The 20,827-nt window shown below is 32.6% G+C and carries 18 protein-coding genes; 1 reads left to right on the top strand and 17 read right to left on the bottom strand.

Annotated features, from left to right (window positions below; all coding sequences use genetic code 11):
• Nucleotide 1 precedes the first annotated feature (1 nt).
• From ftsY to FNL83_RS07925, 11 genes are all read right to left on the bottom strand, one after another.
• Nucleotides 2–1,228 carry a signal recognition particle-docking protein FtsY gene (gene ftsY / locus FNL83_RS07875; RefSeq protein ID WP_001830080.1) on the bottom strand — a complete coding sequence of 409 codons (1,227 nt, stop codon included), beginning with the start codon at nt 1,226–1,228 and terminating at the stop codon, nt 2–4.
• Nucleotides 1,225–4,794: a chromosome segregation protein SMC gene (smc, locus tag FNL83_RS07880; RefSeq protein WP_002468549.1), complete on the bottom strand. Its 3,570-nt coding sequence runs from the start codon at nt 4,792–4,794 to the stop codon at nt 1,225–1,227. The genes ftsY and smc overlap by 4 nt, the downstream gene beginning before the upstream one ends.
• Nucleotides 4,795–4,920: 126 nt before the next feature.
• Nucleotides 4,921–5,658: a ribonuclease III gene (gene rnc / locus FNL83_RS07885; RefSeq protein ID WP_002470220.1), complete on the bottom strand. Its 738-nt coding sequence runs from the start codon at nt 5,656–5,658 to the stop codon at nt 4,921–4,923.
• 114 nt (nt 5,659–5,772) lie between these two features.
• The gene (locus FNL83_RS07890; RefSeq protein WP_001830184.1) at nt 5,773–6,006 is read right to left on the bottom strand and encodes an acyl carrier protein; all 234 of its coding nucleotides are present in this window, start codon (nt 6,004–6,006) and stop codon (nt 5,773–5,775) included.
• Nucleotides 6,007–6,232: 226 nt separating this feature from the next.
• The gene (gene fabG, locus FNL83_RS07895; protein ID WP_001830161.1) at nt 6,233–6,967 is read right to left on the bottom strand and encodes a 3-oxoacyl-[acyl-carrier-protein] reductase; all 735 of its coding nucleotides are present in this window, start codon (nt 6,965–6,967) and stop codon (nt 6,233–6,235) included.
• Nucleotides 6,960–7,886, bottom strand: coding sequence for an ACP S-malonyltransferase (gene fabD / locus FNL83_RS07900; RefSeq protein ID WP_002489765.1), 927 nt, complete (start codon nt 7,884–7,886; stop codon nt 6,960–6,962). The genes fabG and fabD overlap by 8 nt, the downstream gene beginning before the upstream one ends.
• A gap of 1 nt (nt 7,887) precedes the next feature.
• The gene (plsX, locus tag FNL83_RS07905) at nt 7,888–8,865 is read right to left on the bottom strand and encodes a phosphate acyltransferase PlsX (RefSeq protein WP_001830112.1); all 978 of its coding nucleotides are present in this window, start codon (nt 8,863–8,865) and stop codon (nt 7,888–7,890) included.
• A gap of 1 nt (nt 8,866) precedes the next feature.
• A complete protein-coding gene (gene fapR / locus FNL83_RS07910) occupies nt 8,867–9,427 on the bottom strand; it encodes a transcription factor FapR (RefSeq protein ID WP_001830099.1) in 561 nt (186 codons plus the stop codon).
• Nucleotides 9,428–9,585: 158 nt separating this feature from the next.
• The gene (gene recG, locus FNL83_RS07915) at nt 9,586–11,634 is read right to left on the bottom strand and encodes an ATP-dependent DNA helicase RecG (RefSeq protein ID WP_001830069.1); all 2,049 of its coding nucleotides are present in this window, start codon (nt 11,632–11,634) and stop codon (nt 9,586–9,588) included.
• Nucleotides 11,635–11,837: 203 nt separating this feature from the next.
• Complete coding sequence (fakA, locus tag FNL83_RS07920) at nt 11,838–13,496, bottom strand: fatty acid kinase catalytic subunit FakA (RefSeq protein WP_001830116.1); 1,659 nt, start codon at nt 13,494–13,496, stop codon at nt 11,838–11,840.
• A 14-nt stretch (nt 13,497–13,510) separates the two neighbouring features.
• On the bottom strand, nt 13,511–13,885 hold the full coding sequence (locus FNL83_RS07925) for an Asp23/Gls24 family envelope stress response protein (protein WP_001830156.1): 375 nt from the start codon (nt 13,883–13,885) through the stop codon (nt 13,511–13,513).
• Nucleotides 13,886–14,242: 357 nt separating this feature from the next.
• Between FNL83_RS07925 and rpmB the strand changes: the two genes are divergently transcribed.
• Entirely contained in the window at nt 14,243–14,431 is a 189-nt protein-coding gene (gene rpmB / locus FNL83_RS07930) for a 50S ribosomal protein L28 (RefSeq protein ID WP_001830107.1), read from the top strand.
• An 82-nt stretch (nt 14,432–14,513) separates the two neighbouring features.
• Here rpmB and FNL83_RS07935 read toward each other — a convergent pair whose 3' ends face one another.
• From FNL83_RS07935 to rlmN, 6 genes are all read right to left on the bottom strand, one after another.
• Entirely contained in the window at nt 14,514–15,149 is a 636-nt protein-coding gene (locus FNL83_RS07935; RefSeq protein ID WP_001830164.1) for a thiamine diphosphokinase, read from the bottom strand.
• A gap of 4 nt (nt 15,150–15,153) precedes the next feature.
• Entirely contained in the window at nt 15,154–15,798 is a 645-nt protein-coding gene (gene rpe, locus FNL83_RS07940) for a ribulose-phosphate 3-epimerase (RefSeq protein WP_001830173.1), read from the bottom strand.
• Nucleotides 15,799–16,674: a ribosome small subunit-dependent GTPase A gene (gene rsgA, locus FNL83_RS07945; protein WP_001830137.1), complete on the bottom strand. Its 876-nt coding sequence runs from the start codon at nt 16,672–16,674 to the stop codon at nt 15,799–15,801. It abuts the gene before it with no gap.
• A 308-nt stretch (nt 16,675–16,982) separates the two neighbouring features.
• The gene (pknB, locus tag FNL83_RS07950; RefSeq protein ID WP_001833032.1) at nt 16,983–18,986 is read right to left on the bottom strand and encodes a Stk1 family PASTA domain-containing Ser/Thr kinase; all 2,004 of its coding nucleotides are present in this window, start codon (nt 18,984–18,986) and stop codon (nt 16,983–16,985) included.
• Complete coding sequence (locus FNL83_RS07955) at nt 18,983–19,726, bottom strand: Stp1/IreP family PP2C-type Ser/Thr phosphatase (protein WP_002439460.1); 744 nt, start codon at nt 19,724–19,726, stop codon at nt 18,983–18,985. The genes pknB and FNL83_RS07955 overlap by 4 nt, the downstream gene beginning before the upstream one ends.
• Before the next feature lie 6 nt (nt 19,727–19,732).
• Nucleotides 19,733–20,827, bottom strand: a complete 1,095-nt coding sequence (gene rlmN, locus FNL83_RS07960) for a dual-specificity RNA methyltransferase RlmN (protein WP_001830070.1) — start codon at nt 20,825–20,827, stop codon at nt 19,733–19,735.

Consider the following 20,827-nt stretch of genomic DNA (forward strand, 5'->3'; position numbering starts at 1 on the left):
TTTAGTTACCTTCTTCAGATTCAACGGATGAATTTCTAGAGATTTCTTCAGGAATATCTTCATTTTGTTCTATCATATCAGCAAATAATCCATATACATAGCTTTCAGGATTAAACGGTTGTAAGTCATCCATTTTTTCGCCTAAACCAACATATTTAACTGGAATGTGTAACTCATTTCGAATTGCTAATACAATACCCCCTTTAGCAGTACCGTCTAATTTAGTTAAAACTATACCTGAGACATTTGTAACTTCCTTAAATGAACGTGCTTGTGAAAGTGCATTTTGACCAGTTGTTGCATCCAAACATAATAAAGCTTCATGGGGGGCATCAGGTATTGCACGATTAATCACACGTTTCATTTTATCTAACTCTTGCATTAAATTAGATTTATTTTGCAAGCGTCCTGCAGTATCACAAATTAAAATATCTACGCCTTTATTTTTTGCGGCATTAATCGCATCATATACTACTGCTGCAGGGTCAGAACCTTCGTTTTGACTCACAACTTCAACACCAACACGTTCTCCCCAGACGTTTAATTGTTGAATTGCTCCAGCTCTGAAGGTATCACCAGCGGCTAACATTACTTTTTTACCTTCTTGTTGATAACGATAAGCTAATTTACCAATTGTTGTTGTTTTGCCGACACCATTCACACCAACCATCAGTATGACATTTAAACGTCCATCTTCAATATTCATTGCTTCAGAATGATCGTCCTCTTGATGATAGATTTCTACAATCTTCTCAACTATAACTTCTCTTAAGTCTTCTGTTTCTTGTATATTACGTCTTTGTGCTTCTGTACGTAGCTCATCAGTTAATTTCATAACGGTATTAAAACCAACGTCCGCAGTAATAAGCATTTCTTCCAGAGCTTCGAAGAAATCTTCGTCAACTTTTCTATATCGAGCAATTAAATTATTTAACTGTTCTTGGAAGTTTTGACGTGATTTTTCCAAACCGGCTTTGAATTTTGCTCCAATTTTTTGAGCTTCAATTTCTTCAAAATCTTCAATCGATATCAAGCCATCTTCGTCAAAATCAGCTTCACTTAATTTTTTAGGTTTCTTTTTGGGTTTAACTTGTTCATCAGAATCATTCGGGTCCATTGAATCTGAGTCACTATTAGCATTTGAATCTACAGTTTCATCTAGGTCTTTTTGAATATCATCTTCACTTTTACTAGAAAATTTATCTTTCAGACGTTTAAAAAAACTCATGCTTGTTCCTCCTTCATAACCTCATCTATTGTATTTAGGTTGACGCTAACTAACTTAGAAACACCAGACTCTTGCATTGTTACACCATATAAACGATCAGAAAACTCCATCGTTCCCTTCCGATGTGTAATTACAATGAATTGTGTTTCTGTAGATAATTCATTTAAATATTGGGCATATCGTATCACATTCGCTTCATCTAATGCCGCTTCTACTTCATCTAGTATAACAAAAGGTGCTGATCGAACTTTGAGAATGGCGAACAATAATGCTATAGCACTTAAAGCACGTTCACCACCGCTTAATAATGAAAGATGTTGTAATTTCTTTCCTGGCGGTTGTACGATGATATCAACGCCAGCAGACAAATAGTCATCTTCAGTTAAACGAAGTTCTGCTTGTCCACCACCAAATAATTGCTTAAACACTGTCGTAAAATGATCTTGAACCGCATGAAATGTTGTCTTAAAACGTCCTTCAACTTCTTTATCCATTTCATGAATGATTTGTTCTAAGGTTTCTTTTGCTTCTCTTAAATCTGTTCGTTGCTCATTTAAAAATGTGTATCGTTCATTCAACTCTTCAAATTGTTCTATTGCATTTAAATTTACAGGACCTAATTCATCGATTGACATCTTCGTTAATTTTACTTTTTTACGCAAATTGTCAATTGTTTCATCAGAATCATATTCCATTCTTGCACGTTCTACTGTGAGTTGATACGTGTCATTTAAATGATCTATTGCATGGTTGATTAATACATCTAGCTTTGATTGTTTTGCTTTAATATCTTGATAATGATTTTCTATAGAAAGTATATCTTGATGACATTTTTGAAGCTGACTTTCATTTATTTCGATTTTCTCATTAAGATCTTTACGTTGCTGTTTAATCTCACTAAGTTGTTGATTTAAATTTTGTCTTACATTTTCTTGTTGCTGAATTTGCTCTTTCAACTTTTCAAAAGCATCTTTACCCATCATTTCATCTGAATTAAACAATTTGATTTTTTCATTTACTTCAATTTTTTGACGTTCTGAATCGCTAAGTTGTTTATCTAAACGTTCATAAACTTGCTTTTGCGATTTAATTCGCTCTTTAACAACAGCTAAATCAGATTGTTTTTGATGTAGTTGTTGTTGTGTTTGATGTGTCGAAGCTTTTCCTTCTTTTGATAATTGTGTATATCTTTCAATATCACTTTCTAGTTGCTTCAATTGTTGTTGTATCTCAATTAAATGATTTTGTTTTTCTTTTAATGTTTCTTTACTTTTATCACTTTGATATCCATCATTTTTTTCAAATTCGAACTCTTCATGTTCATTTTTAAGATGTGCTTCTTGTGTTTTTAGTCTATCCAGTTCTAATTCGTGATGATGTACTTGTTCTTTTAAATTGTTGTACTGCTGACTTGCACTAAAATATTGTTCACTTAATTGTTCAGCTTGTGTTTTTTGTTCTTTAAACTGACGTTCAAATTCTGCTGTTTGTCGTTGATAATCTTCAAGTTGATTTCGCATTGTTGATAATTCATCTTTTTGTGACAATATACTTTTTGTTTTACGTGCTCCTCCACCTGTCATGGAACCACCAGGATTTACAACATCACCTTCTAAAGTTACTATTCTTGTCCGATATCGAATGGCACGTGCAAGTTCATTTGCATGTTTTAAATTTTCTACAATGATGGTATTACCTAATAAATTTTCAATGATGTTTTGATATTTAGCAGATACATTTATGGCATCAGATGCAATATTAATGAACCCTTGTGAACCACGAGCTACATCTTTAATGTCAGCAGCTACATGTCTTGGTTGAATCACGTTTAATGGTAAAAAAGTAGCACGACCTAAACCTCTTTGCTTCAAGTACTGGATTGCTTGGCGACCGTCTTTTTCATTATCAACAATAACGTGCTGTAACGATGCACCTAAGGCGGTTTCAATCGCTTGTGTCATTTCTGAAGGAACGTTAATCACTTCTGCAACCGCACCATGAATTCCTCTTAATTCTTTATCTTTTGCTTTCAAAATGTGCTTTACACCATTAAAGAAATACGTGTAATCTTCCTCTTGAGTAGCTAAACTATCAATTCTTGATTTTAACTTTTCATTATAACGATAGGCTTGATATAGTTTATTTTCATATTCAGATAGAAGTCTTTTAGAATCTGTCAACTGTTGTTCTAATTGTTGAATATTTTGTTCTACTTTTTCCATAGATTTCTTAGAACTTTGGTATTCCTTTTGTGTTTGAGTAATATTTTGTTGAATGTCTTTAAGTTGATTGAAAGCCTCTACTAAACGCGAATCTAATCGTGATTTTTTTGCTTCATTTTCATTGATTGTATGTTCTAAAAATCTTATATCATTATTAACATCTGATTGTTCTGACATCAATGTATAATAACTATTTTTAATTTCTTCTAGTTTTTCGTCGTGTTGTTCATCGGATATATAAAGAAGTGACTCTAATTCTTTAACTTCCTTGTTTAATTGCTTTTGCTTATTTTTTAACTCAGCTAATAATTTTTCATTTTGGGCTTTTTCATTTTTAATAGAATCAATTTGTGATTCTAAATTATCTAATTCTTCCTCATATCTTGCATTTGTTTCTGATTGGTTTTTCTTTCTTTCTTCTAATACATTTAGCTTACCTGATAATTGCTCATAATTCTCAGTTGCTTTAACTAATTCATAATTTAACTTTTCAATGTCATAATCGTTTTGTTGACGTTTACCTTTATATTTTTGTAGTAACTGATTGATTTGAGCTTGTTGACCTTCTTTCTCAGCCTGTTGACTCTTTAGGTGATTTAAACGCTCATCTAATCGCTGATTATCTTCAGTATAATGATCAATGTCAGATACTGTAACGATGACATCACTTTGCTCCATCTCTTTAGATAATTGCTTATATTCTTTAGCAATGGCCGCCTCTTCTTTTAACGGTTTCACTCGTCCCTCTAAATCATATAAGATATCTTCGACTCGATTAAGATTATCTTCAGTATGGTCAAGTTTTTGAATCGATTCAGCTTTACGTTTTTTATATTTAAGTACTCCGGCAGATTCTTCAATAATTTGTCGACGATTGATTGGTTTTGCATTCAATATTTCATCTACTCTTCCTTGAGAAATAATACTAAATGCTTCCTTTCCAAGTCCTGAATCGAGAAATAAATCTATAATATCCTTTAACCGTGCACGATCATTATTTAAATAATATTCACTCTCACCACTTCGATAGAGACGGCGTGTGACAACTAATTCCTCAGAATCAATTTGTAGTTTTTGTGAATGATTATCTAATTTAAGTTTTACTTCAGCAAAATTTTGAGCTTTTCTATGTTCAGCACCTGAAAAAATGATATCTTCCATTTTAGCACCGCGTAGTGATTTGGCAGACTGTTCACCTAGTACCCATTTAATTGCATCAGTAATATTACTTTTACCACTTCCATTAGGACCAACAATAGCTGTCACACCTTTATCAAATTGAACATTGGTATGGTCGGCAAAAGATTTAAATCCTATGGCATCAATTGATTTTAAATAAACCATTGTATTCTCCTTATCACAGTCGTGTTGAGTTGATAAGCTTGGGGCTATATTAACAATTATTAAAAATTATCAATATAGATTAAAGCTTTATATGATAATCAATCATAGATTATCATATTTTTATAATTATAATGATTTTTTATTTTTCATTAGTTTATACGCTTGTTCTGCTGCCTTTTGTTCGGATTCTTTCTTTGTCTTTCCTTTACCCTCTGCAACTGCTTTATTTTCTAAAATCACTTCCGATGTAAATAGTCTATGATGTGCGGGACCCTCTTCTTTAATTAATTGGTATGTCACATCTCCTTTATTTTGGCTATGTACATATTCTTGGAATTGTGTTTTAAAGTCTACGACGCCAACAAGCTCGTCATCTTCTACATACGGAAAGATGACTTTTTCAGCAAATGTCCATACTGAATCTAAACCTTGATCTAAATATAGTGCACCTACAAAAGCTTCAAATGCATCTGAAATAAGGGAAGGTCTTGTTCTGCCTCCTGTCTTCTCTTCACCTTTACCTAATAAAATCAGTTCGTTTAATTTAATTTTATTCGCAAATATCACAAGTGAAGGTTCACAAACAATTGTTGCGCGCATCTTTGTCAAATTACCTTCTGGTAAATGAGGATGTCTGTCAAAAAGATAGCGTGAAACCGTCAATTCTAATACCGCATCACCTAAAAATTCTAAGCGTTCGTTGTGTTCTAAACGATTCATATTAAAGTCATTAATAAAACTTGAATGAGAGAATGCCTGTTGATATAAATCAATATTTTTAAAATGTAACCCTAACGACTTCATCTTATCAGTAAATTTTTGTTGAAAATCATGTACCATTTCTTTCTTTTTCTGGTTAGTCACAACCTAACCTCCTAACTATAAATTTCAAAAGCTTAATTTAATTTTACGTGAAAACAGACTAAAACTAAAGAAAAAATCTGAGCCGACGAGAAGACGACTCAGATATTAATCATTTTATTTTTCAAGGCTGTTGATGTATTTAACAGCATCACCAACAGTGTTGATTTTTTCTGCTTCTTCATCAGGAATTTCAGTACCAAATTCGTCTTCTAATTCCATTACTAATTCAGCGATATCAAGTGAGTCAGCGCCTAAATCATCTTTGAATGATGCGTCTTCTGTTACCTTATCAGCATCTACGCCTAAACGATCAACGATGATGTCTTTTACTTTATCGAAGTTTTCCACGTCGCTTCACCTCCTTTTAAAGAGTCTTTTGATAGACTATTTTATTTTCCCATTTTACTTTCTAAAATACAAGTAGAATTTTAGAAACACTTAATGCAATAAGTATTTAGTGTTTCTTATACATGAGTCTCAGCTCATGTGTTCCTCTTTTCACTTAATACATAGGTATTTAGTGTTTCTTATACATGAGCCTCAGCTCATGTGTTCGTTTGCTCCTTTTCGAACATTACATATACATTCCACCGTTAACATGAATTGTTTGGCCTGTAATATATTTAGCTTTATCAGAAGCTAGGAAGGCAACAGTATTAGCTATATCTGTATCTTCTCCAAAACGTTTTAAAGGAATTTGCTCTAACATTTGATCCTTCAAATCATCACTTAAAGCATTTGTCATGTCTGAAACGATGAAACCAGGTGCTACAGCGTTCACTGTAATACCTCGTGATGCTAGTTCTCGTGCTGCAGTTTTTGTTAATCCAATGACACCTGCTTTTGTTGCAACATAGTTTGCTTGTCCAGGATTACCCATTGCACCAACAATACTAGTTAGATTAATGATTGCACCACTACGTTGACGCAACATTTGTGGCGTTACTTTTTGAATACAGTTAAACACACCTTTTAAGTTCGTATCAATCACGTCATCCCATTCTTGTTCTTTCATACGCATAAGTAAGTTGTCTTTAGTTATCCCTGCATTGTTAACCAATACATCTACAGAACCAAACTGACTTACCACTTCTTTAATCATTTCTTTAACTTCATCGCCTTTTGCAACATTGGCTTGTATTGCAAAGCTTTCTACACCTTTAGCTTTAATTTCTTCAACAACTGCTTCTGCTTTATCTTTACTTCCAGCATAATTGACAGCTACATTATATCCTTCTTCCGCTAATTGCAATGCAATGCTTCTACCAATACCACGAGAAGCACCTGTAACTAAAGCACTTTTATTCATGATTATTCCATCCTTTCACATCTTCGAGTGTTTGAATTGAAGTGATTTTTACATCTCGATTTATTTTTTTGATAAGCCCAGATAATACTTTTCCCGGTCCAATTTCAATAAAGTGATCGACACCTTGATTAATCAACCACTTCGTTGATTGAATAAATTGAACAGGTGAATATAATTGTTTAACCATATTGCGTTTAATTACTTCAGCATCGGTTTCTCCCTTTGCATTAACATTCTGAACAACTGGATAATTAGCATTATGCCATTCAAATTGATTAATGAAATTAGCAAAATCCTCTTCAATAACTTTCATCATTGAAGAATGAAAAGGACCGGAAACAGCTAATGGAAGAACGCGTTTAGCACCAAGTTCTTTGCCCTTTTTTACTAATTCATCAATTAAAGATTTATGTCCAGACACCACGATTTGACCTGGTGAGTTAATATTAGCAGGTTCAATTAACTGTTCTTTTGTAGATAACGTTTGACATATCTTATCAACATCATCATAATCCAAACCTAATACTGCTGCCATACCTCCAACACCGTTAGGAAACGCTCGAGCCATAAGTTGGCCACGTTTACGCACAATTCTAACCGCATCTTCAAAAGATAATACACCACTAGCAACTAAGCTTGAATATTCTCCTAAGCTATGTCCCATAGTATAATCTACTTTTAAATGATTTAATGATTCTAGTAACGCAACACTATGCGTTAATAGTGCAGGTTGTGTATTTTCTGTTTCTCCTAATTTCCCATCATTATCAGTAAACATCGTTTCTAGCAAATCAAAGTCTACTGTCTCTTGAGCTAAATTTAATACTCGAGTCGAGCGTTCCTCTTCATTATATAAGTCACTAGCCACCCCTACTTTTTGTGCACCTTGGCCTGGGAATACAACTGCTATTTTACCCATTTTACTCACCTACTGTATCTTTCATAATTTGAACGATATTCTCTTCACCAGCAATTTTTGCTTGTTTAATTGCAGAATAAAATGCTTTAGCGTTTGAACTACCATGAGCTTTTACAACCGTACCATCTAAACCTAATAATACTGATCCACCGTATTCAGAGTAGTCCATTTTCTTAGCAAATGTTTCTAAATCTTTTTTCAATACTGCACCAGCTAATTTATTTTTGAAGCTACTCATTATTGTTTCTTTCAACATTTTACCTATAGATTTTGCAGTACCTTCAAGATTTTTAAGAACCATGTTCCCTGTATAACCATCTGTTACTACGACATCAACATTTCCATCCATAAGTGTTTTTGCTTCAATATTACCTGTAAAGTTAAATGATTGATTTTTCTCAAATAAATCATATGCTTTTTTAGTTAAAGAATTTCCTTTAGCTGCTTCAGTGCCAATATTAAGAAGTGACACCGAAGGATTTTGAATACCACGAATTTTTTGAGCGTAAATATTTCCTAATTGCGCATATTGTAGTAAATGTTCTGCTTTAGCATCAGCATTGGCACCAACATCTAAGAACACAAATCCCTTGCCATCAGTAGTGGGCAATGTTACAACTAATGCAGGTCTCGCTACGCCTTTAATACGTCCAACAATAAATAATCCAGCCGACATTAAAGCTCCTGTATTTCCAGCTGATACACAACCATCAGCTTCTCCTGATTTTACCGCCTCAGCCATCTTAACCATCGAGCTATCTTTTTTACGTTTAATTGCACGTACTGGTTCATCTTCCATTTCAATCTTTTCAGTACAATGTCTAAACTCTATTCGCTCATGACTTAAATTGTATTGTGATTCGTCACCAAAAAGAATAATTTCCAAATCTTTAAAGTCCTCGACAGCTTTTTTAACTGCATCTAATACAATACCAGGCGCATCATCCCCGCCCATCATATCTACTGCAATTTTAACCATTTCATTCATCCTCACTTGTATAGTACATTTTGAATTTACCTTTAAAAACTAACATATCTGAAACATAAGAATTCACTTCAATAATATAATGCTTATCTGTTATATCTATGACACGGGCATCTGCTCGAACTGTATCATTTAATTTTACTTTTTCTTTAAATTCAACTTGACTTTCATGTGTCAATACTATTGGTTTATGTATAAGAGCTACACATAATGAGTTAGCTTGTGCAAATAAGACGTGCCCTCTAGCAATCTCACTTTTTGCAAAAACAGAATCAATTGTAATTTCAATTAGAGATTGTGCGCTAACATCAGGATTCACTTGAATCAAATCACCTATAATTTCATTGGCTTCTATTGATTTAATTCGTCCATAATTTTGTTCAGCTACCAATTTAATTCTTTTACGTAACTCAGGAATATTTAAATGCGTGCGATCTAAACGTATAGTTTGAATACTTACATCAAACTTCTCACACAATTCATAATCAGTGATGAAGGGGTTTAATTCGATAGCCTCTTTAATGGCTACTCGTCTATCGTTTTTCTTTAATTTCACACGCTCACCCCTCATTTTAGTACCAAGTCTTAAATATTCCTTAAATATCATAACACTTTCTTTATCTATTACTCAACAATAAACTGTATCAATCTATATTCAGCTGATTGTATCTTTTAATAAAATCAAAATATATCTTTGAATAGTATAATATTTTTCTAATCGAAACGAATATGGCGTAAGTTTTGTTTAATAAACTCTCTTAAATGACTATATTGTTGTTCGAAAAATTGGCCAGATTGTATAAGTTCTGCTGCTTCATCTCTAGCAACTTCAAGCATACGATAATCTTCTACTACATTTGCTACAAGAAAGTCTGGAAGACCGCTTTGTTTTACTCCAAAGAAATCCCCTGGACCTCTCATTTCTAAATCTCTTTCACTTAATTCGAATCCATCAGTAGTTTGAGTCATAATGGTCATACGTTCAATACCTGTTTCAGTCTTGGGAGATGCAATTAATACACAATAACTTTGATGTTCACTACGACCAACACGCCCACGTAATTGATGTAATGTAGATAAACCGAATCGATCTGCATCATAAATCATCATAAACGTTGCATTAGGTACATTTACACCTACCTCAACTACAGTAGTAGAAACTAAAATATCTATTTCATGTTTACTGAATTTTTGCATGACTTGATCTTTATCTTCTGCAGACATTTTCCCATGTAATAATCCAACTTTTTCATTACCATAATCACTTTGTAAGGATTCATAAAGTGCCACAACATTTTGTACATCTTCTAAATGCTCAGAGCTCTCAATTAATGGACAGATGACATAGGCTTGTCTACCTTTTTTTAATTCATTCGACATTTGTGCAAGTACTTGATCATATTGTTCATGTTTGGCCCAACTTGTTTTTATAGGTTTTCTCCCCTTTGGTAATTGTTTAATTGAAGATACATCCATTTCACCGAAAACAGAAATAGCGAGTGTTCTAGGGATTGGTGTAGCTGTCATAAACAACACATTTGTCATTGCACCTTTTTCTCTTAGAATTTGTCGTTGGTTAACACCAAATCGGTGCTGTTCATCTGTAATGACTAATCCAACATTATTGAAGACTACATCATCTTGAATCAAGGCGTGTGTACCAATCAAACAATCGATAGTTCCATTTTCTAATTGTTCTAAAAGAAGTCGTCTTTTTTTCCCTTTAACAGAACCAGTTAATAAAGCTACGTTCATTGTATTACCAAATAGTTGTATTAAACTTTCAGCGTGCTGTTCAGCTAAAATCTCCGTTGGAACCATTAATGCAGATTGATAGCCTGCAGTTTTTAAGGCGTACATACAAATTGCTGCTACCACAGTTTTGCCAGATCCAACATCACCTTGTAACAACCGATGCATACGAATAGGCGCCTTTAAATCACGAAATATTTCATTGACACTAACTTTTTGAGCGTCAGTTAACTCAAATGGCAAACTATCAATAAATTGTTTTACTTTATTTATATCGTAATTAATTTCAATAGCCTCATCTGATGTCTTTTCTAAGCGATTTAACCATTGCATACGTAGCTCAAACATAAATAGCTCTGTAAATGCATAAGTCCGTCTAGCTCTTAGTAAATTTTGTTTATTAATAGGATGATGTAGTGTTTGTATTGTATAAGCTAAAGTTTCTAATTTATACTTTTCTCTGAGGTCATCAGTTAACCATTCATGAATTGTAACATCACTAAGCGCCTGTCTAATATTATCGCGTAACTGCTTTTGCTTTATTCCTTCTTTAATCCTATATATTGGTTCTAAATGAGTATCCTCTTGATTTTTTTGATCTTTAAAAAATATACGATTACCATTAATCTCTTGTTTATTACGATTCCATTTCCCTTTTATAGTGACAATACTATTTAGTTCAAGTTTCTTTTTTAAATAAGGTTGATTAAAAAATACGCATTTAACAGCGATATGATTTATCATAAGATGGACAGTTAGTTTCGATTTATTACGACCAAAAAAAGCAACAGTTGGACTGGAATAAACCTCACCTTGCACTGTTACAGTTGCTTGATCGTCTGCTTGATTTAAGTCAATAACAGTATTATCTTCATAACGTGTTGGTAAATATAATACTAAATCTTCAACTGATTTAATATTTAATTCTTCTAACAACGCTAAACGTTTCGGACCTATACCTTTAATTTTATCTAATGCATATGGGCTCTCAATAAGATGAACTTTTGACATGATGAATCACCTATTATTTTCATTATCTTTAATCTCAACATCTATTCTACCATGTTCAATTGATTAATTTGCATTTCACGGGTTAATTATATGAACACTTCACTATTAAAATTCTCATTAATATATAAAAATAACGATTAGTGAGTTAAATTCACTAACCGTTAGTTCGACTATTTATTATCAAAAAGTAAATAGCATTTCATTTATTCTACTGCGAAGAAATATTGATAAATAGGTTGTCCACCTTCATGTTGTTCCACTTCTACATCAGGGTACTCCGATTCAATCCAATTAATGATTTGGTTTGTAATTGAATTATCAGCATCTTCGCCTGAAATCATTGTTAAAATTTCGCTATCTTCATTAAGAAGTTTGCTGAGTAGACCTTTTACTGCATGAAATTGATTAACATCACTTGTCACAATTTTGTCTTCAGCTAGACCCATGAATTCATCTTTCTTGATTTCAATACCGTCTATTTTAGTATCTCTAACTGCAAAAGTAATTGAACCAGATTGAACAGTTTCCAAAGCATCACTCATATGGCGTTTATTATCTTCTAAACTAGATTCTAAATCATATTGGAATAAGGCTGATATTCCCTGTGGAATAGATTTAGTAGGAATCACTACAGTTTCAGCTTCTACAATACTAGCTGCTTGTTCACTGGCCATCATAATATTTTTATTGTTTGGTAAGATAATTGCACGTTTACATTGTGATTGTTCAATAACTTTAACTATATCTTCAGTAGAAGGGTTCATTGTTTGCCCTCCACTAATAATGTGCGTTGCTCCCATAGATTTAAATAATTCAGCAATCCCATCGCCTACAGAAATTGTAACAATAGCTGTTTCAACTGTTTTGGATTCATTAGCTTCTTTATTTTGAAGTCCATCTTGTTCCTTACGAATAACTTCACGATGTTGTTCACGCATGTTTTCTACTTTAAGTTTAATTAGTTCACCATATTTTTGACCATAATTAAATACATCACCCGGATGTTCTGTATGTACGTGCACTTTAACAATTTCATCATCATTAATTACTAATAACGAATCACCGAATTCACTCATATCATTACGAAATTCTTGCTCGTCGAATGCTTTTTTATTTTTACCAAATCGAACCATCATTTCCGTACAATAACCGTAAACAATATCCTCTGTATTAATAACCCCATGAAAATCATGATCATCATTAACAAATGATTCAGTATCAAGTTTAGGTGCTTGTGCTTCTATTTTTTCGCCTTTAAGACCCTTTAAGAAGCCTTCATAAACGCATAATAAACCTTTACCACCACTATCAACAACGCCTACTTCTTTAAGTACTGCTAATAAATTAGGCGTATTATCTAGAGATTCGCTTGCAGCTTCAATCAGATGTGCCATTAAATCAACGCAATCTTCAGCTTGATCCACGTAATCCATTGCCGCTTTTGCTGCATCTTTGGCTACTGTTAAAATCGTTCCCTCTACCGGTTTCATAACTGCCTTATAAGCTGTTTCAACTCCAGCTTGAAAACTCTCAGCAAACTGTTGCACGCTTATTTCTTTTTCTTCTTCAATATTCTTACAAAAACCTCTGAATAATTGAGAAAGAATAACACCTGAATTACCACGAGCCCCCATAAGTAATCCTTTTGAAAATGTTTTACCTAACTCTCCAATATTTTGAGATAAATTATTTTCGACTTCCTCACGACCAGAAGTAATAGTTAAATTCATATTTGTCCCTGTATCTCCATCTGGAACAGGATAGACGTTTAATGAATCCACTAAGTCTGCATTATTTGATAAATTTTGTGCCCCTTGTATAATCATATCGGCAAATAATTTACCATTTATTTTGCTAATCATTTCACGTTGTCCTCCTAAACCTTTTTCACTGTCTCATTTACACGTACACCTTGTACGAAAATATTTATTGAATTAACTTTCACATTTAGTGTTTTTTCTAAAGTATATTTAACAGTTGATTGAAGATTGCTTGCTACTTCAGAAATTTTCACACCATAGCTCACGATGATATACATGTCTACATCAATAATTCCGTTGTCTTCTCTAACTTTAATGCCTTTAGCATAGTTATCGTGTCCAAGGATTTCAGCGATACCATCTCTAACTTGTTGTCTTGATGCCATACCAACAATTCCATAACTTTCAACGGCTTTGCCACCAACTACTGATGCAATTACATCATTTGAAATATCAATTTTACCGTAGTCATTTGAAATTTCTAATGTCATATCTGTTCCTCCTGAAAATTTCAGAGTTTTATTTTTAAAGCGTTATGCCTAGGTTATTTAATTAATGCCTTAAATACTTTAAAAATCAAATCATTGTTGATGCTTTAAATTAATAAAATTTGTATTTTTAAAAATTAGGTTTACATTGTTTGTAAATTTATCTAATTAATTTAACTGTTTCTTTACAGTATCATACTATATAACTCCACATCACACAATTATAGCATAATAAATTGCATTTTATTGTAATTTTTATAATTTATAAAAGTCTTTATTGCCGACAATCTCATTATGTGTTATCTTATTAAAGTATATAAGTAGTAGTGTGTATTTATATTTATTAAAGGAGGTACTTTCATGGGTAAACAATGTTTCGTAACAGGTCGTAAAGCTTCGACTGGTAATCATCGTTCACACGCTTTAAATGCGAATAAACGCAGATGGAACGCTAACCTTCAAAAAGTTAGAATCCTTGTAGACGGCAAACCAAAGAAAGTTTGGGTTTCTGCACGTGCTTTAAAATCTGGTAAAGTTACTAGAGTTTAATAAATATAATGCACATAATAAAAATATCCTTATGTGGAGGATAAATTTTAAGACCTTAAAGGTGAGACCTTTAAGGTCTTTTTTAGTCACGACTACGTATTTTTAAAACTGTTCCTTGTTCAACTCGAATGATTGCTTCATTAACCTTTACTTCATTTGAAATTGTGAGTGTAGAGCCTAAATTTAAGTGTTCTTGATTTAAATTATATTTGAAACCCTGTAAAGTTAATATAGTTTTATCATTTAGAGGGATAAACGATATATATGGATAAGTACTATCTCTGTTGATTACATACTTACCTTCATTTAATAATTGAATATGATTTTGTTGATCAATGACTTTTATTTTTATAGATTGATGTAAGTATTGAGGTTTTTGTAAAATTTGAAGCACACCCATAAAGTGGTCTAACCGACCGCCTGTTGCACCATAAATTGTAATTTCTGTGTATCCTCTTTCAACTGCTTGAGCTACTCCTAAAGCTAAATCAGTATCATCTTTTTCAGCTTCAACCGGTTCGATTTGAAGATTTTTCATCAACATCAAACGTTCTTCATTATTCACTGAGTCAAAATCACCTACAGAAAATATAGGTTGAATACCTTGTTTTACGAGTATAAGCGCACCTCTATCAATACCTGCCCAATTAGAATCTTTTTCTTTTTCAAAAATATGATTAGGTAATAAACGTTGAGAACATAATAAATTAATCTTCACATTATCATTCCTTTAATAAAGATGTTACTTTTGCATAATCCTCTTGTTTAAAGAAGTATGAACCAGTGACTAACATTGTAGCACCCTGTTCTACACATCGTTTACTCGTTTGATCGTTAATGCCTCCATCTACCTCAATATCAAAAGTTAAATGATTTTCATGTTTAAGTTGATTTAATTGCTCAATCTTAGTCACGCATTGTTCTATGAATGTTTGTCCACCAAAACCAGGATTTACAGTCATTACTAGAACATAATCAACAATACTCAATATAGGTAAAATTGTTTCTACAGATGTTCCGGGATTGATGACGACACCTGCTTTTTTCCCTAATTGTTTAATTTGTTCAATTGCTCTATGTATATGCGTTGTCGACTCAACATGAACAGAAATCATATCAGCACCATGTTCGGCAAAAAGATTAATATAATTTTCAGGTTGCTCAATCATTAAATGAACATCTATTGGCAAATGAGATTGTTGTCTAACAGCATCCAAAATCGGAATACCGATTGAAATATTAGGGACAAATTTACCGTCCATTACATCAAAGTGTAATCCGTCTACCTTTGCTGTTTCTAACAATTGAAGCTCTTCTTTTAAATTTAAAAAATCTATAGATAAAAGTGATGGTAAAATTTTAACCATTTAGTATCGAACCTTTCTATTGGAAATTTCATTATATAATTGCTGATAATGATCATACCTGAATTGTGGAATTTCTCCTTTTTCAACGAGTGCTTTGACATGACATTGTGGTTCTTTTATATGATTACAATTACGAAACTTACATTGCTCTCCAGCTTCATGAATATCAATAAAAAAATCTTTTAGTTGTTCTTTTTCAATATGATTAAAATCTAACGCACTAAACCCCGGTGTATCAGCGATGTAACCACCTTTTCTATCGTATAATTCGACATGTCTTGTAGTATGTTTACCCCTATTCAATGACTTAGAAATATCATTTGTTTCTAACTTCAACTGAGGCTGATAACTATTTAAGAAAGTAGATTTACCCACTCCAGATTGGCCACTTAATACTATTAAACCGTCAGACCATTCATCAACAGTAGCAGTATAATTACTATCTTTTCCAATAAACTGCGTAGCATATCCTATTTTTTGATATATTTTTATTGTGTCTTTGATTTTAAGAATTTCTTGTTCGGAAGCTAAATCATGTTTAGTGATTAAAATTCTAGGTTTGAGATGATAAGAATGAGCAATCACTAAATAGCGATCTAATAATTGTGTTGAAAATTCAGGCTCGACTGCACTCATTACTATAACTAACTCGTCAATATTACTTACAGGTGGTCGTTTTAGTTCATTATTTCGGTCATGTACATGATGAATATAGCCCTCTTTTGTATTTTGAACTTCAAAATCTACGATATCGCCCACCACAGGTGAAAACTTCTTTTTTCTGAATAAACCACGTGGTTTGGTATCAAATCTCTCACCTTCTACGTCTACTTGATACACACCACTGATTAGTTTAACGATTCGACCAGTCTTCAAAAAGACACCTCTCATTTATATTTTCTTAATCATATTATATCAAAATACTAGTACTTATAATATAACAACTCAATTCAAGCTCAATGATCTACCTACAAATATATAGTTTTTAATAAACTCTAAAGACCAATTGTCTCATATTAATAAAACGAGCCTGCAACATATGTATTCATATGTACAGACTCTTCATCTTTTACAAGGATTTTTTCATTTTAATCAGATAATCATTTAAAATTATTTCAATTATAATCATCATTGAAAAGTTACACTACAAATTTATTATTAATTTATCATTAGTTGTTACTCATTTAGCCATCATAGCTCACATCTTTATCAGCTACAATTTTATTATCAACTCTTATGGTGTACCCAGCGTCACTTCCTTTTTTAATTTTCAAAGGAATATTAATTGTTTTATCACTTTTAATATTAAACGTTTGAACTGCTGAATCACCTTTATTTTCAATATCACGAATAAATACTTCTACTTTTTGACTTTTACTTTTTTTACCGGTATACGGTACTTTAACAGTCTCATTTTTAGTCGTTGTATCCTTGTCCTCCTCATCATCTTCTTCTTCAGACTTTTCTCCTTTAGAAACCACTAATAGTATAGTAGAACCTTCATCAACAGTTTTATCCTTTGGAGATTGAGAAATGACATTACCTTTTTCGACATCATCGTTGTTTTCTTTTGTCACTTGAACTTTAAATCCTTTATCTTCAAGTTCTTTTTTTGCTGACTCATATGACTTATTTTCATAATTATTGACATATACTTGTCGAACACCTAATGATTCATAAATTGTAATATGATGATTATTAACGGCAACCTCACTATTAGCTACAACGCTTTGTTCAGAAATTAATCCTTTTTCATATGTTTGACTATAAGCTTGCTCAACGTGAATATCTTTAAATCCGATAGCCTTTAATTTTTTTAGCGCATCATTTTTCGACATACCTAAAACATTTGGCATCTTAACCTTCTCTGGTCCTTTGGATAGAACGATATCAACTCTATTCCCTTGTTCGACGCGTTCTCCACTATCTGGATTTGTTTTAATAATTTGGTTTTCAGGATATTTATCACTATAATTTCTTGATATGTCACCTACTTTTAGATGATGACTGTCTAATACCTTTTCAGCTTGTTTTTCAGTTTTCCCTTTAAGGTCAGGCATTTCTTCATATTTATTTCCAAAAACAGCCATAGCTACAAAAGAAAATAAACCAATTAATAATATTACAAAAATGATTGATAAAATTGCAATTTTCATTTTAGAACGTTTCTTGTCGCTTTTTTGATAATAACGTGGTTCAGACGATTGAAATTCTTGTTGCTTTATTGAATCGTTAACAATAGGTATTTGCATGGTTTTATTAAGGTCATTTTGATTTTGTTCATCATAGATTTTATGATTCAAATCATCTTTAGTGAGTGGTACCGTTTTAGTTTTATCTAGCTCGTATTTTTCTTCATTCAAACGATTCTCATGTAAAGCACTTGTTAAATCGTCACACATTTCTTGAACAGTATGATAGCGATGATATTTATCTTTCTCGGTAGCACGTAAAACGACATTACTCAATGATTGAGGTACATCATCTCTTTTATCCGTTGTTATATTTGGGATACTATCTTGAATATGCTTTATAGCAATACTCACTGCAGTCTCTCCATTGAATGGTGGCTCTCCAACTAACATCTCATATAATACAATTCCAATTGAATATATGTCAGTACTTTCATCAGTAGCTTCGCCTTTAGCCTGTTCAGGCGATAAATATTGAACAGTTCCTAAAACATGATTTGTTTGAGTCAGCGACGTTTCACTCAATGCTTTAGCAATACCAAAATCAAAAATTTGTAATTTTTTATTCTTATCAATTAATATATTCTGTGGTTTAATATCGCGATGAACAATTCTCATATCATGCGCATGTTTGATTCCACTCAAAATTTGTTCTGTAAACTGAATAGCAGTTTCTACACTAAGTGGACCATGACTGTGTATATATTCCGCTAAAGTAGGACCTTCTATGTATTCCATAACAATATAAAAACAATCATCTTCCTCATCTACGTCAATCATACTGACTATATTCTCATGAGAAAGTTGAGAAGAATTATGTACTTCTCTTTCAAAACGTTTAAATGTCTCTTCTTTTTCACTTGGAGGAATCGAAATCGCTTTAATAGCAACTTTTCTGTTAAGTATTGAATCTACAGCTAAGTAGACAATACTCATCCCACCACCACCGAGTTTATCGGTAATAGTATAGCGTTCATTTATGACTTTACCTATCATACTTTATCACCTTCTAACTTTAAAAGGATAAAGCTGACATTATCTTTTGAATCATGGGCAAGCGCTAAGTCCAATAACTCATTACCATGGACGTCTAATGAATTATTTGAACTTAGTAGTTCTTGGATTTCATAATCTCTGACATAATCAGTAAGTCCGTCAGAGTTCAAAAGAAGATAATCATAAAAATGAGTTCTCTTGATAAATAAATCTGGAGAAACACGTTTATCTGTTCCCATGACTTTAGTAATAATATTACGTTGTGGATGATGAAATGCTTCATCTTTAGTAATTTGTCCAGTCATTACTAAGTGATTAACAAATGAATGGTCGCTCGTAATTTGATCCATCTGTCTCTGATTAATTACATAAGCGCGCGAATCTCCTACATTTGCTACAACAACTTGTTTGTCATAAATGATGGCACAAACGAGCGTTGTACCCATACCTCTGTAATCTTCATTTTCTTGAGCATAGTTGTACAGCTGAAAATTGATTTCTTTAATGTTCGAACGCAACCACGATTCAGCACGATTTATTTCAATTAGATTTTCTTCTTCAAAACGCTTTTGAAGTTCATAAGTAACAAACTGACTAGCTATTTCTCCAGCTTGATGTCCACCCATGCCATCGCATAATACTAGCATTTGTTGCTGTGTTTGATTGTAAAATATACCGCCAGCGTCCTCGTTTTTCTCACGATGTTGCCCAGTATCAGTGAAAAATTGTGCGTTTAACATATGTCTTTACCTCGTTTCTACTTGTCGTTCCTTCGCTCTTAATTGTCCACACGCAGCATCAATATCTGACCCTTGCTCACGTCTAATTGTAGCATTAATTCCTAATCTCTTTAATTCCTTCTCGAATTTAAAAATATCATCTTTTGGTGTCTTTACATAATTTCTTTCTGGGACATGGTTAACTGGTATTAAATTAACGTGGCAATTGAGATTCTTAATTAAATGTGCCAAATCTCTCGCATGTTCAAGTTGGTCATTAACACCACCAAACAATCCATATTCAAAAGTAACACGGCGATTTGTCTTTTCTTGATAATAACGAATAGCTTCCATTAACTTATCAACGTTATAAGCACGATTGATAGGCATTAATCTTGATCTTATTTCGTCTTTAGCACCATGAAGACTCACAGCAAAATTTATTTGTATATCTTCTTCGGCAAAATCATAAATTCTTGGAATAATTCCTGAAGTAGATACAGTAATATGACGTGCACCAATATTTAAACTGTTATCATCATTAACAATTCTTAAGAAATCCATCATTTCATCATAATTCTCGAAAGGTTCACCTATGCCCATAATGACAATTTGTGATACACGTTCATTCGTTTCGTCTAGTGCCTTTTGTACAGTTAATACTTGAGAGACAATCTCTCCGGCCTCTAAATTACGCTTTAATCCGCCCAAAGTGGAAGCACAAAACGTACAACCAATTCTACATCCTACTTGTGTTGTTACACAGACAGAATTTCCATATTCATGTCTCATTAAAACAGTTTCAATAGTATAACCATCTTGTAATTCAAATAAGAACTTGATTGTTCCATCTTTACTTTCTTGTTTAACAACAGTGGTCAATGTCGTCATTGCAAAATGATCTTTGAGAATTTGACGTAACTCTTTAGACAGGTTAGTCATTTCATCAATAGTATTCACACGCTTTTGGTATAACCATTCAAAAATTTGTTTTGCTCTGAATTTTTGTTGTCCGTGATCAATAAGCCATTGTTGCATCTCGTCATATCTTAAGGAGTAGATCGATTGTTTTTCGAAATTAGGTAAGAATTTGTTTCTCTTCTTTTTTTCTGCAGTTATCAT

This window comes from Staphylococcus epidermidis, assembly GCF_006742205.1.
Taxonomy (GTDB): Bacteria; Bacillota; Bacilli; order Staphylococcales; family Staphylococcaceae; genus Staphylococcus; species Staphylococcus epidermidis.

Coding starts and splice junctions, on each gene's coding strand:
- FNL83_RS07955 (WP_002439460.1), bottom strand. CDS start 19,726: ATGTTAAACGCACAATTTTTCACTGATACTGGGCAACATCGTGAGAAA.
- rpmB (WP_001830107.1), top strand. CDS start 14,243: ATGGGTAAACAATGTTTCGTAACAGGTCGTAAAGCTTCGACTGGTAAT.
- FNL83_RS07925 (WP_001830156.1), bottom strand. CDS start 13,885: ATGACATTAGAAATTTCAAATGACTACGGTAAAATTGATATTTCAAAT.
- fakA (WP_001830116.1), bottom strand. CDS start 13,496: ATGATTAGCAAAATAAATGGTAAATTATTTGCCGATATGATTATACAA.
- ftsY (WP_001830080.1), bottom strand. CDS start 1,228: ATGAGTTTTTTTAAACGTCTGAAAGATAAATTTTCTAGTAAAAGTGAA.
- fabG (WP_001830161.1), bottom strand. CDS start 6,967: ATGAATAAAAGTGCTTTAGTTACAGGTGCTTCTCGTGGTATTGGTAGA.
- pknB (WP_001833032.1), bottom strand. CDS start 18,986: ATGATAGGTAAAGTCATAAATGAACGCTATACTATTACCGATAAACTC.
- rlmN (WP_001830070.1), bottom strand. CDS start 20,827: ATGATAACTGCAGAAAAAAAGAAGAGAAACAAATTCTTACCTAATTTC.
- smc (WP_002468549.1), bottom strand. CDS start 4,794: ATGGTTTATTTAAAATCAATTGATGCCATAGGATTTAAATCTTTTGCC.
- recG (WP_001830069.1), bottom strand. CDS start 11,634: ATGTCAAAAGTTCATCTTATTGAGAGCCCATATGCATTAGATAAAATT.
- plsX (WP_001830112.1), bottom strand. CDS start 8,865: ATGGTTAAAATTGCAGTAGATATGATGGGCGGGGATGATGCGCCTGGT.
- fabD (WP_002489765.1), bottom strand. CDS start 7,886: ATGGGTAAAATAGCAGTTGTATTCCCAGGCCAAGGTGCACAAAAAGTA.
- rpe (WP_001830173.1), bottom strand. CDS start 15,798: ATGGTTAAAATTTTACCATCACTTTTATCTATAGATTTTTTAAATTTA.